Origin of the sequence: Chitinophaga caeni (assembly GCF_002557795.1) — a bacterium.
GTDB lineage: Bacteria > Bacteroidota > Bacteroidia > Chitinophagales > Chitinophagaceae > Chitinophaga > Chitinophaga caeni.
The window spans coordinates 2734333-2748119 of record NZ_CP023777.1 but is presented as its reverse complement, the minus strand read 5'-3'; the positions used below and the strand labels follow the sequence as shown (position 1 = coordinate 2748119).

Genomic DNA, 13787 nt, shown 5'->3' with positions numbered 1-13787 from the left:
TGCTTCTGTTTTAATCGGGTTTAGAAAATCACGTTTACACCAAGCGATACAGCCCGCGGCCTTGGGTATGCACCGCCGTTGATACCATTCTCTCCCACCTCCGGATCAAAACCTTTATTGAACTTTGTGAAGGTGTATAAATTGTTTCCGGAAACGAAAACACGTAAGCTTTGTACTTTATTAATCTTACCCGGCAGCAGGTTATAACCGACCGTTAAGTTTTGTAAACGTAAGAAGGAACCATCCGTGATGTAAAAATCGGAAGCGCGGTATCCCCTGGTCGCATTAGCCCTCGGGTATTCGTTGCTCGGATTATCGGGAGTCCAACGTTGCAATTGGCGACTCGGCGTCATCTTTTGAAAATCCCATACATCATTTCCTTGTACCCCGTATAATTGCATCGACAAATCGAATTGCTTGTAACGTAAGCTGGTATTAAAACTGTAAATAAAATCAGGGTTCGGGTTACCGATAATTGTACGATCATAAGAATCGATTTGCCCATCAGGTTTACCATCGGGGCCGGAAATATCGACGTATTTTATTTCGCCGGGTTGTGCATCTACACCAGTTAGGCCAGCAGCAATACCTTCATCCAATGTTTGAATGATACCGTCAGATTTGTAGCCGTAGAATACGTACATCGGTTGGCCAACGGTATATGTGCTGATTTGCTGGCGTACAGATTCGTAAATGGAACCGATTAATACCTGGTCGCTTTCACCCATTGCCAATACTTTATTACGGTTCAATGTGAACATCCCGCCAACGCTCCAATTGAAATCAGCGCCCTCGATAATGCTCGCGTTCAAGCCCAACTCAACCCCGCGGTTCTCAATTTCACCATCGTTGATCCATTGGCGATCGTAGCCTGCCGATGGCGCAATTGTTTTCAAACGCAATAAATCATTGGTGCGTTTCACATAATAATCGGCAGTTACCGTCAACCTTTGATCAAAGAATCCGACATCAACACCGAGATCTAGTGAGCGGGTGGTTTCCCATTTCAGGCTGTTATTACCTAAACCGGAAACGATCGTGCGACCTTGTTCATCATTGGCGCCTGCCAACCCGGGGCCGAAACCTGTTTCAAACACGGAACCCGTGAAATATTTGTAAGAGCCGTAGCGATCGAGTGTTTGATAAGGACTGATACCTTGGTTTCCCGTTAAGCCGTAACTAGCACGGAATTTCAACTCGGAAAACAATCCCATGTCCTTAATAAATTGTTCCTCCCCGGCTTTCCATGCGAAAGCTGCGGATGGGAAGAAAGCCCATTTGTTATTGGCGCCGAACTTGGTGGAACCATCAGCCCTACCGGTAACCGTTAATAAGTAACGATCTTTGAATACATAGTTCGCACGACCGTACCAAGACGATAAATTGAACCGTTGCAAATCGTTCGATATCAACATCGTTCCTGCGGTTGACAAGTTCTCATTAGTCAATACATCATTCACGAAGTTTTGACCGGTTAAAGTACTGAAGCGGTTGATCGTTTTTTGGAATGAATAACCCGCTACTAAAGTCAGTTGATGATCTTCACCGAAATTCTTATTTGCCGTGAAATAGTTTTCGGTTAATAAATCAAAGTAATTTCCGTTCGCGATAGAGCCGTAACTACCTTTATTATCTAAAGCTCTTTGCGTACTATTTTTCGGATCGTATTGATCTTGTACGCTGTTACCGAATTTAGAATTTAGAGACGTACGGAACTCCAACCAATCTGTAATCTTGGCATTCACATATACATTTCCCAACACATCGGTAGTTTTGGTTTGATTCAGTAACTGGTTGGCTAATGCGATCGGGTTACCAAAATCGGTATTACTGGTGCGGAAAAAGTTCCCGGTAGAATCATAAGCCGGGAAAATACGGGACCTGCCCACGCCAAGTTGTTGACCCTTGGCCTTTGTATAAGCCAGGATCACGTTAGCGCCAGCGGTAATATTTTCGGTTAATTTTTGATCTAGGTTTAAGCGGGATGTATATTTCTCATAGTCATTTTTGATGACCATCCCTTGTTCTTTATAATAGTTGCCCGAGATGGCATAACGTGTTTTCTCACTACCGCCATCAGCAGTCAGGGTATAGTTTTGAGAATACGGGCTGCGGTAAACCAAGTCTACCCAATCCGTGTCGTAAGGCCACTGCGGCTTATTAGGATCTAAGCCCCTCAATTCCGCGATAGAAGGAAAATATACCATCCCGTTTCCTACCGGCCTGAAAATACCGATGTAAGGTACATCCGTAGCGATGGCGCCACCTGTTATGGCAGCTTCATTTGCATAGGTCGCTTCCTCGATTGGATCGCGCCAAACATCCGGTTTATTAGCCAGGAAAGATTTAGTTTGCAAGGTGCTGAACAATATCCTGTGTTGATCGAGCTTTCCTTTCCGGGTAGTAATTACGATTACGCCGTTGGCGCCACGGGAACCGTAAATCGCCGCAGCAGAAGCATCTTTCAAAACCTCGATAGATTCGATATCGTCCGGGTTGATCTGTTTCAAGTTACCTGCACCGCCCCAGGGATAGCCGTCCACCACTAACAACGGATCTTTAGAACCGTTTAATGAACTGGCGCCACGGATACGGATGGTAGCACCTGCGCCCGGGGCGCCGCCACCGGTAGTAACTTGCACACCGGCAATTTTACCTTGTAGTAATTGATCAACGGAAGCAGCCGGGGTTTTATTCAGCTCGCTACCCTTCAGCGTGGCAACAGCGCCCGTAAGATCACTTTTCTTTACGGAGCCGTACCCCACGACTACCACATCATTCAAGCTGCCCGCCTTGGCTTGCAACTGGATATTAAATGAAGTTTTAGCGCCGACTTCCACTTCTTGCGTTTCCATACCGATGTATGTAATCACCAAGGTTTTGCCACCGGCAGGAAGGTTGAGGGAGAAGTTACCATTCTCGTCACTGATGGTAGCCACCTGTGTATTCTTAACGAGGATCGTGGCACCGGGAAGCGGATTAGATTGGTTGTCTAATACCTTTCCCGATATCTTTTTCTGTTGCGCGACTGCAACGAATGAGCATAGGAACACCAAAAGGAAGGTATTACAGCATGCAATGAATCTTTTCATACAGCATTCAGTTTTTATACGTAGAATTATGAGGACAAATGTAACCGAGTATGAAAAGCGATATTGGTGTTATTCTAGCATATTCTTATCCTAATCCGCAAAATGGGCGTTACTAGGCAAGAAAACATACATTTTTCATTGATAAAAAATCATTATATCGAAGCAGGGTATTTTCCTATCAAAATCCCTATTTTATTGAGTCTTGATGGAATAAAAACGTTTCAAAAACGATAATTCACCATCATTCGTGTTGAGAAAGCATATTAAATTGATAAATAAGTACTACTATCCAAAGCCTGATTCGAAATAGATTTGTAGCCGTCCTCCACATGGATGCATCATTCATAAAATCAAACAAAAGACAATGAACTTCGAGGCTAGGCTAGCTGCTTTAAAGGAAGCACATGAGCAATTAATAAACACACCTAATCAAATTGAAAAACTGGGCAACGGCATTTTCTCACGTTATGAAAACCCGGTATTAACCGCGGAACACACCCCGCTATTCTGGCGTTACGACTTCAACCCTGCCACTAACCCCTACCTGGTGACCCGCTTCGGCATCAATGCCACGTTCAACGCGGGAGCCATCAAATGGAATGGTAAATACCTGGTGGTAGTACGTGTAGAAGGTTGGGATCGCAAATCATTTTTTGCTATAGCAGAAAGTGACAATGGCCTGGATCATTTCAAATTCCGGGATCGCCCTATTACGATTCCAGAAACATCAGAACCGGATACCAACATATATGATATGCGCGTGGTGCAACATGAAGATGGCTACATTTACGGCCTGTTCTGCACGGAAAGACGGGATCCTAATGCACCGGACGGTGATCAATCTGCCGCGGTGGCGCAATGCGGGATCGTACGCACGAAAGACCTGTTGCAATGGGAAAGATTGCCCGACCTTGTGACCCGCTCCGCGCAACAACGCAACGTAGTGTTACACCCCGAATTTGTTAACGGCAAATATATGTTGTATACCCGGCCCCAAGATAGCTTTATCGAGGCAGGCAAAGGCGGTGGCATCGGTGTCGGTTTTTGTGACACGATGGATGGCGCCGTTGTGAATGAAGAAAGGGTGATCGATAATAAATTATACCATACCATCGCGGAATCCAAAAATGGTCAAGGCCCCGCGCCCATCAAAACGGCTAAAGGCTGGCTACACCTCGCGCATGGCGTAAGGAATACCGCCGCAGGATTGAGATATACCCTGTATATGTTCATGACGGACCTGCACGATGTAACGAAAGTCATTTACAAACCTGCCGGGTACTTCATGGCGCCGGAAGGAACCGAAAGAACCGGCGATGTATCGAACGTAGTGTTCTGTAATGGTTGGATCGCAGATGAAAACGGAAAAATTTTTATATATTATGCATCGAGTGATACCCGTTTACATGTTGCGACAACCAGCATCGACCAACTATTAGATTATTGCATGAACACGGCAGCAGATGGATTGCGATCCTTTACCTCCGTACAAACATTACAAGGCATTATCGATAAAAACTTATCCCTGTAATTATTTAGCACTGATATAAATTCCACTTATGCACAACAAGATCACTTTAAGGGAAAAAGTCGGTTACGGCTTCGGTGATATGGCCTCTTCCATGTTTTGGAAGCTCTTCGGTATGTATTTATTATACTATTATACCGATATTATGGGCATACAGGCCGCCGCCGTAGGAACCATGTTCCTGATCACCAGGATCTGGGATACCGCTTTTGATCCCGTAGTGGGCATCATGACCGACAGGACACAATCCAAGTGGGGAAAATTCCGCCCTTATATTTTGTATGTAGCCATACCGTTTGGAATCATAGGCATACTTACATTTACGACACCGGATTTCAGCATAACGGGTAAATTGGTATACGCCTATATCACCTATTCGGCAATGATGATGGTATACTCGTTAATCAACGTACCATATGCTTCATTGTTAGGAGTGATCTCTCCCTTAGCATCCGTGAGGAACACCTTGGCATCTTATAGAATGGCGTTCGCATTCGCGGGAAGCTTAATCGCGCTGGCCATCTTAGAGCCTATGGTATCGAAGTTTAGTTTGCGGTTCAGCCTACAAACCAGCTGGCAATTGTCCGTTAGCGTGATAGCAGCCATTTGCGTCATCTTGTTCTTACTTTGCTTCGCATGGGTGAAAGAACGCGTGGTGCCAAAACAAGCGCCATCAGCCCTGAAAGACGACTTCAGGGATTTGTGGCAGAATCGCCCTTGGTGGATATTGCTTGGAGCTGGCGTGGCGGCGTTAATATTCAATTCCATTAGGGATGGAGCTACATTGTATTATTTTAAGTATTATATCGCCCAATCAGAAGCCTTCAACGTGCTGGGTTTCGAGGTGACTTACTCTACCTTGTACTTGGTTATCGGGCAAGCTGCCAATATTATCGGTGTGATTATCGCATCGCCGGTAGCCAATAAATTTGGAAAAAAATCTACTTACTTGGGCGCGATGCTAATCGCATCGGTACTGAGTATTATATTTTACTGGTTAGAAAAAGACCAGGTAGTAACGATATTTATTTTCCAATTCGTGATCAGCATTTGCGCCGGGATAATTTTCCCACTATTATGGTCAATGTACGCCGACATTGCCGATTATTCGGAATGGAAGACCGGAAGAAGAGCCACCGGGTTAATATTTTCCTCCTCCTCGATGTCACAAAAACTGGGTTGGACAATCGGTGGGGCGCTCACCGGTTGGTTATTGGCTTTATTCGGTTTCAAGGCCAATGCCATTCAAGGAAGTACTACGGAGAACGGCATCGTTATGTTAATGAGCTTACTGCCCGCGATCGGTGCCATTTTATCGGTCGTATTCATAGCCTTGTATCCATTATCGGAATCGAAGATTGAAAATATTACTGCAGCATTAGCTGCCAAAAGAGAACAAAATGCCATCAAGCAATAATCAACTGGTAACAGAAATGAAGGATGAATTAAAGAACATCCTTCATTTCTGGAAAGACCATACAATAGATCAAGATAAAGGAGGATTTTACGGACGTTTGTTGCAGGATAATAAAGTAGATCCATACGCACTGAAAGGTTCCGTATTAAATGCCCGCATTTTGTGGACATTTGCCGCCGCCGCACAGGTAACGGGCGATCCAACCGATATATTAATAGCTGATAAGGCTTATCAATATATCTCGGATCACTTTGTTGATAAAGAATTCGGCGGGGTTTACTGGACAGTTGATTATGCTGGCAATCCCGTTGATTCGAAAAAACAAGTGTACGCCATCGCCTTTACTATTTATGCTTTAAGTGAATATTATAAAATAAAACAGGAACAGGACATTTTACAAATGGCCCAGCAATTGTATCAAGACCTGCAGCGCCATGCATTCGATCCGGTACAAAAGGGGTATTTCGAAGCGTTCTCCCGCGAATGGCATGAACTGAAAGACCAGAGATTGAGCTTAAAAGATGCGAACGAGAAAAAGTCGATGAACACCCATCTGCATGTCTTGGAGGCTTATACTAACCTTTACAGGGTTTGGCCGGATCAAGGTGTAAAAAATCAAATCATTGATCTTTTACGCGTATTCGATGAGTATATCCTGGATGAATCGAAAACACATCTGCAACTGTTTTTTTCTGAGGATTGGAGCGTAAAAGGAAACACTGTTTCGTTCGGTCACGATATAGAAGCAGCTTGGTTAATGCAAGAAGCAGCTGAAGTGATTGAAGATCCGTATTATACAGGATTATTTAAAGCCATCGCGTTGAAAATAGCCGATAGTACAAATTCCGGTTTTGATGCTGACGGCGGATTATGGTATGAATTTGATATAGACAAAAATCATCTTGTAAAAGAAAAACATTGGTGGCCCCAGGCGGAAGCAGTAGTCGGTTATGTCAATGCTTGGCAAACATCCGGTCAACCCGGATATTTAGAGCAAGCATTAAAAACTTGGAATTTTATTCAACGATACATTATCGATCATAACTACGGGGAATGGTTCTGGGGGCTTGATGCCAATTACAAGATAATGCCGGAAGATAAGGTGGGCATTTGGAAATGCCCTTATCATAATGGCCGGGCTTGTATCGAAATTATTAAAAGGTTGGATAAATAAATTTGTTACGCAGCGGTATGTACCAAGCCCGGTTTGGGACTTGCTATTTTATCTTAAACATCTCTCAAAACCATTGATAGTTTTTGGGGCATAGCGGCAGAATTTCTAAATACGAACACACGTTTCGATATCAGAAATTGGAAGCCCCGCTGTTCGAAAACTATTTTCCCCATGTTGACCTTAGAATTTTATCCTCAAACATCTCAAAACCATTGATAGTTTTTGGGCATGGCAGCAGAATTTCTAAATACGAACCCAGGTTTCGATATCACAGATTTGGAAGCCCCCGCTGTTCAAAAACTATTGCTAGTTCGAGCTTCCAAGCTCGGACTCCCCAATGGGAAAACGCCCTACTGGCAGTACTGCTTGTTCGGTAGCATTAGGAATCCAACTATTTGCGGGTAATGGTGAGTGGAGTTAGTTCCATTTCGTTTTCGGTACTTATGGAAATGTCCTTAACTATGCGTGGGTCCGAGCTTGGAAGCTCGAACCAGCTCATTTTTTGGGCATGGCGGCAGAATTTCTAAATACGAACACACGTTTCGATATCAGAAATTGGAAGCCCCCGCTGTTCAGCTTGCTTTTTGGGGCATAGCGGCAAAATTTCTTAATACGAACCCAAGTTTCGATATCAGAAATTGGAAGCCCCGCTGTTCGAAAACTATTTTCCCCCAGTTGACCTTAGAATTTTATCCTCAAAAATCTCAAAACCATTGATAGTTTTTTGGGTATGGCGGCAGAATTTCTAAATACAAACCCAAGTTTCGATATCAGAGATTGGAAGCCCCCACTGTTCGAAAACTATTTTCCCCCTGTTGACCTTAGAATTTTATCCTCAAAACATCTCAAAACTATTGATATTTTTTTGTGCATTGCGGCAAAGCTTTCAAATAATACTCCGGGTTTCGAACACGAACATCTTGAAAACTCGAACCGGCGAAGAGCCTAAAATATTGCAACATAAAATCCAATGTCAATAATAAATTTTTCAAGATCATTAAAATTTTAATAGCGCATAACAACTCCTAAGCTTCATACTATAATTCATCAATTTCAAGAATACCCTTTCCCCCTGCAAAATCAATTGCGCTACTGTACTTCCAAAAAAATGGTTCCAAAACAAAACCTGCTTCAACAGGGTTATTATGGATATAATCAACCTTCTGCTGTATTACATGTGATGACCAAAGTTCTATAGGCTGATTATGTTGCTGCCAAAATTGTCTAAACCGGATATTACTATTTAAACTACCCGCATGCTCTGCCATTGACAGTATCCATTCCTTCCTGCTTTCTTGGGGATTTTCTGCTATTGCCATTAATATCTTTCTCGATGTAAATCCTTTCAACGACTTCAATAAATTACCAGGATCAGTTTCCTTTGCCCTAAAAATTATATGTACGTGGCTCGGCATAATACACCAAGCGTATATTTCCATGCCCAAATTCATCCTACAATAAGCTAAACTTTCAACAAATAATTGACAGTAAACCTCCCGTGTAAATATATCTATCCAACCAATAACAGGAAAACTCACGAAATACAAACCATGCGCATCCCGAAACTTATATTTTCTTGACATAACAAACAATTAATAATTAAATACAAGTTAGGAATTATTAACGATGGACAACCATTACTTAAAAAAACTTTATTGCGCATATTGATATATTAATTATATTTATTAAAATATCATAAGCTGAATGTTTGAAGAATAGCCCTGCTCTAATCACGACACTTGGAACAATTGCAAGTTAGACCAAAACTCAAAGACAAAAACAATAAACCTCAAATTAAACGCTATGAAAGCTACAAGCTCGCAGAAATTCTTAGCCGAAATGTTCGGCACCTTCGTATTGGTATTCATGGGTTGCGGTAGTGCTGTAATTGCCGGAAGTTTTGTTGGCAACCTGGGTATCGCATTTGCCTTCGGTTTATCGGTTCTAGCGATGTGCTATGCTATTGGTCATATCACCGGTTGCCATATTAATCCTGCTATCAGCATCTCGATGTGGGCCATGGGTAAACTTCCCGCTAAAGATATGGTGGTATATATCATAGGGCAAGTTGTGGGTGGTATACTCGCTGCTGGCCTGTTATATTATATCGCTCAAGGCAATCCTAACTACAATATCGATATGAACGGGCTCGGGGCCAATGGCGTTGGAGAAGCTTCCCCGGCAAATTACTCGATGGTTAGCGGGATGATTGCAGAAGTAGTGCTTACGGCATTATTCCTATTCGTAGTTCATGGCGCTACCAGCAGTTACAACGGCAATACCAGTTTTGCAGGGCTCGCCATCGGTTTATGTTTGACCTTGATACATATCGTGGGCATCCCGATCACGGGTGTTTCTGTAAACCCTGCCAGGAGCATCGGGCCAGCTATTTTCGTTGGCGGCGCTGCCCTTTCGCAACTATGGATATTTATCGTTTGCCCGATTGTTGGTGGACTTATCGGCGGCCTGCTTTGGAAACTGGTAGATAATCCGCCCGCGGAGAAGGCTTCTAATTACTAATGATTTTGATTGGCTGGCAATAAAAAGAACAGGTAAAATATTTAAACGCTTTCAAATATTTTACCTGTTCTTTCATTTTATTTTACAAGTATGTTGTGCTATGCCGCATGCTAAATTTTAGCAGCATTGGCAAACATCTTCTCCTTCAAATAATGATATTTTCAAACGCTCGCCTGTTAAAGACGTACTGAAATTTACCGGCACTCCAACACCCATCGAGCGTTCCAAGTTATTTATCAACATCGGCAATTCGGATGTGCCTTTCTTTAAAGAAAAGAAGGTATGGATTTCTTTCCCTTCGGCCATCGCAGTTTCCTGCAAAGCACTTCTTAATACCGGGTGTGGGCCTATCTCTATAAAATTGGTGTACCCCTGCTTCAACAACGAAGCTACCACATCTTTAAAATATACCTGTTGGCGGATGTTACGCCACCAATAATCGGCATCATGCAAGGGGTGTTCAACCAGTTCCGCCGTAACAGTGCTGTACATCTTATGTACGGGCTTAAGCGGTTTCACAAAACCCAGGGCGTCTTTTACGGCATGCTCCAGGTAAGAAAGTTGCGAAGAATGATATGCCACGTCCACCTGCACAAACCGGGCCGCAATTCCGTCATTTTTAAGCATTTCTTCCAAGCGGGACAACTGGTCCCTATTTCCTGCCACGGTCATAGAACGCGGCGCGTTGATTGTAGCGATTTCGAGGCCCGGCAAATCTTCCAGGTAAGGCACAGCTTCATGTTCACCCAAGCCTACCGATAACAGTGTGCCATGACCCGCCACCTGCTCTAATATACTTCCCCAATGGTGCACGATCTTGATACCATCCTCCAGGGAGATGCCCCCAGCGATCACCGAGGCAGCTATCTCGCCAACACTATGTCCCACTACAACGTCCATTGGTAACCCCATGGAATGCAGCATTCTTGATAAACTTACCTGGATAAAAAAGTTAGCGGTTTGAGCGAGGTAGTTTCCCGTCACGACCTTGTTTACAGGTTGAAAGAATAATTCACCCAATAGCGAATATCCAGTGTATTCCAGTAACAAGTGGTTACATTCGTCCATCACCTGGCGGAATACCGCATTTTCCCGGTACAACTGCCTGCCCATGCCGTACCATTGCGGTCCCATCCCGGTAAAAATCCAGGCTAACCTGTTGTCCATCTGTTCGGCAGGCGCAGGATGTTGCTTTTTGGCCAGTTTTTTTTCTAAGCCCTGGACTAATGCATCCTTCGTTTCAGCATACACCAGCCAATTATACTGTTGGTTAGTTTGCAGCCCTGCTAAAGTGTAAGTAATATCCCGCAGCGACCATCCCGGTTCCGATTGGATCCTTGATAGCAGCTTTTTTGCTTGCAATTGTAAATCTTCCGGGCTGGCAGCAGAAAGCACATGGAGTCCATGCGAATATAGCTCATCGTCAAAACCATGTTGGTATTGATTTCCGAGAGGATCATCGTTAGTATTACCCGGGTACGAATCCGCCGGGTCCGAATCATTTGTATTAATCTTGCGCGTCATTGGTGGAGCAGCTTTGGGCTAATTCGCGGCTGTTTGAGCAATCAGCATGCCATTTTTTTACCGATGTCCATTTTTAATTAAAATCTAATATCGATCCAGAAAGATCCCACCGGTACTTGAAAACTTGCCGGCTCATAAACAGCCAAACTCTTCAAGGTAAATAGATATTGGTTCTAATTATATACGGGTAAATGTGTAAATAAGTTCAAATTATTGTTGAATAAAAACCGGGGTTAACCGTCATTGCCAACTGACAAATTTGGCAATTCAGCCAAAAAGACATTTTATCTGGCAGGTTCGCAATGAAAGAATGATTATTTTACCTTTATAAAAACCTTCAAAAAACAGGGCATAACAACAGAAAATAACACTTTACAGCATGTTTACTATCAGCAGGACCAATGGTCAAAACCCGGAATTTATAACGCTCGCAAAACAATTAAATGCAAAACTTGCCGAAGTAAACGGCGAAGATCACGATTTCTTCATGCAGTATAACCAGTTAGATGAATTGAAATATGTGATCCTCGTTCACAAGGAGGCAAAAGCCGTGGGATGCGGCGCTATAAAAGCTTTCGATGCCAAATCTATGGAAATTAAAAGGATGTTCGTGTTACCTGGAGAAAGACGCAAGGGTATTGCGCAACTGGTTTTACAGGGATTGGAAACTTGGGCTAAAGAACTGGGTATGGAAAGGTGTGTATTAGAAACCAGCATTGACTTAATCCCGGCAGTAAAACTATACCGGGGCAGCGGTTATGCAACTATTCCCAATTACGGGCAATACGTAGGCATTGAAACGAGCATTTGCATGGAGAAATTGCTATAAAGGAAATGGCCATCCCAAATAGGACGGCCGTTTCAATTACAATCAAACCTTGTGAAAAAAAATTGAAAAATTAACTACCAAGATTAGTTGTTGATATAAACAGCATCTACAACTTTCCCGAAGCCCGTTAAAGTATAATAAGAGTCTGCCAATTGCGTGGTATTTGGAATCTTAATCACGTCCACGATACCGGAGGCGTCGGGATTAGCCGGGTCGTATACGCCAGCCATAATCCCCAATGCAACCGGTTCCAATTGCGGCAGGTTAAAATTATTTGGCCGGCTGCTGATGGAAGACCAGTTAGTATAACTGATATTAGGCGATTTCTTCAACATACTGATACGCATATTAGCGCCGTAATCTTTAATTAAAATGGTTATACCCGTGTCCAGGTTCATACGGTATAGTTTACCTTCAGACTCGTACACCAGGTAACCATAGTAATTGTCCACCACGAAACGGGTCATCTTGTCCATGCCCGGTGCATCATCGACAGGTTTGAAATCAACGATATGAATCTTATTATAAGACGCACCCTCGAAATTAAACCGCACCATGTAGCGCTTAGATGTGCCGGGATCTTGTAATATAGCAACAGCCATGTATCCGTATGCCATCGTTGCATCCATCCATACGAGATCCATCTTGGTGTCAGAAGGATCGAATGTTGACCTGGATGTATCTTGCGGAACCAAGGCCATGCTGCTATTGGTAGATCCGCTGTGAGAAACGAAGCGCTTTTTAGTAATATCGAACCCAACAGCATTAGGAATTAAAAAATCAAGAATAGCTAAGGAAGGATGCAATTTTATAGGCTCAGATGTTACGGCAAGCCTGTTTAATGACAAGCCGAATTTAGCACGCTGGGCATAATCACATACGAATAGCTCCTCTCCTTTGAAAGCATAGCCAGTAGCGGAGGTAACGGATTTAACCCAATCAACTGTTTCAGGATAAGTACCGGTAGCGGTTTCCAATTTGAACTGATATAAAATATCCTTCCAAATCAAACCATTGGAAATGTTGATTTTCTCTGTCATTTCATCCGTGCCAATATACAGGTATGCCTTATATCCTGATTCAGCAGCGGCAACATTGTTCATAAAATAATTGATAAACTTCGGCTTCCCTGTTAACATAAGTTGTTTGCCGGAGTTTGGATCTAACAACAACTTGGTAAAATCGAAGTATTTCTGCGGGTAAGTTCCCAAGGCATCGAGATCCTCGATAAAATAATCCAACCTCGATTGCTGGTTCACTTCTGATAATACGAACCAACCTTTAGGTTTTATGTTCCCTTCCACTTTTACACTAAATTCACGGATCCATGATACCCTGGTCAGTGTATCTAATACTGTATAATAAATGGTATAATCCCCAACTGACAGTGGTAATACCCCTTCCAAGTTACGGCTGGTGCTAATTGTACGTAGCCTGTATAAATCTACCAACCGTGGATCCGATACCGTCCATGTATATGAAAATGCGGCTGTATCCATTTGTTGCCCTTCTACCTTACTGAAATTAGGTATGATGGAAACCGTATCTCCGAGTACTAAATTGTATGAATCTTCAATGCCCTGAATCTCCATATCAAATGTTTCATGATAATCATAATTACCCAGGTCTTTCTTGCAAGAAAACATCGTTAACAAGGCAAGGAAGCATACCGGTATTATGGATTTATATTGAAATGATTTCAT

At 43.1% G+C, this 13787-nt stretch carries 9 protein-coding genes; 5 read left to right on the top strand and 4 right to left on the bottom strand.

All coding sequences use genetic code 11. From position 1 onward, the window contains the following. Positions 1 to 20 precede the first annotated feature (20 nt). Positions 21 to 3092, bottom strand: a complete 3072-nt coding sequence (locus COR50_RS11665) for a SusC/RagA family TonB-linked outer membrane protein (protein ID WP_098194145.1) — start codon at positions 3090 to 3092, stop codon at positions 21 to 23. A gap of 364 nt (positions 3093 to 3456) precedes the next feature. On the opposite strand from COR50_RS11665, the gene COR50_RS11660 reads away from it, so the two are divergent. From COR50_RS11660 to COR50_RS11650, 3 genes are read left to right on the top strand one after another with little or no spacing between them, the layout of a single operon-like run. After that, positions 3457 to 4623, top strand: a complete 1167-nt coding sequence (locus tag COR50_RS11660; protein WP_098194144.1) for a glycoside hydrolase family 130 protein — start codon at positions 3457 to 3459, stop codon at positions 4621 to 4623. A 28-nt stretch (positions 4624 to 4651) separates the two neighbouring features. Beyond that, the gene (locus tag COR50_RS11655; protein WP_098194143.1) at positions 4652 to 6037 is read left to right on the top strand and encodes an MFS transporter; all 1386 of its coding nucleotides are present in this window, start codon (positions 4652 to 4654) and stop codon (positions 6035 to 6037) included. Beyond that, positions 6021 to 7211: an AGE family epimerase/isomerase gene (locus tag COR50_RS11650; RefSeq protein ID WP_098194142.1), complete on the top strand. Its 1191-nt coding sequence runs from the start codon at positions 6021 to 6023 to the stop codon at positions 7209 to 7211. Before COR50_RS11655 ends, COR50_RS11650 begins: the two co-directional genes overlap by 17 nt. 1037 nt (positions 7212 to 8248) lie before the next feature. On the opposite strand, the gene COR50_RS11645 is transcribed toward COR50_RS11650, so the two are convergent. Further along, positions 8249 to 8794 carry an REP-associated tyrosine transposase gene (locus COR50_RS11645; RefSeq protein ID WP_098194141.1) on the bottom strand — a complete coding sequence of 182 codons (546 nt, stop codon included), beginning with the start codon at positions 8792 to 8794 and terminating at the stop codon, positions 8249 to 8251. A 220-nt stretch (positions 8795 to 9014) separates the two neighbouring features. On the opposite strand from COR50_RS11645, the gene aqpZ reads away from it, so the two are divergent. Next, a complete protein-coding gene (aqpZ, locus tag COR50_RS11640; RefSeq protein ID WP_098194140.1) occupies positions 9015 to 9731 on the top strand; it encodes an aquaporin Z in 717 nt (238 codons plus the stop codon). Between the two features lie 117 nt (positions 9732 to 9848). On the opposite strand, the gene COR50_RS11635 is transcribed toward aqpZ, so the two are convergent. Next, positions 9849 to 11255, bottom strand: coding sequence for an acyltransferase domain-containing protein (locus tag COR50_RS11635; protein ID WP_098194139.1), 1407 nt, complete (start codon positions 11253 to 11255; stop codon positions 9849 to 9851). A gap of 379 nt (positions 11256 to 11634) precedes the next feature. Here COR50_RS11635 and COR50_RS11630 point away from each other — a divergent pair, with 379 nt between their 5' ends. Beyond that, positions 11635 to 12084, top strand: coding sequence for a GNAT family N-acetyltransferase (locus COR50_RS11630; RefSeq protein WP_098194138.1), 450 nt, complete (start codon positions 11635 to 11637; stop codon positions 12082 to 12084). A gap of 83 nt (positions 12085 to 12167) precedes the next feature. Here COR50_RS11630 and COR50_RS11625 read toward each other — a convergent pair whose 3' ends face one another. After that, on the bottom strand, positions 12168 to 13787 hold the full coding sequence (locus COR50_RS11625; RefSeq protein ID WP_098194137.1) for a PKD-like family lipoprotein: 1620 nt from the start codon (positions 13785 to 13787) through the stop codon (positions 12168 to 12170).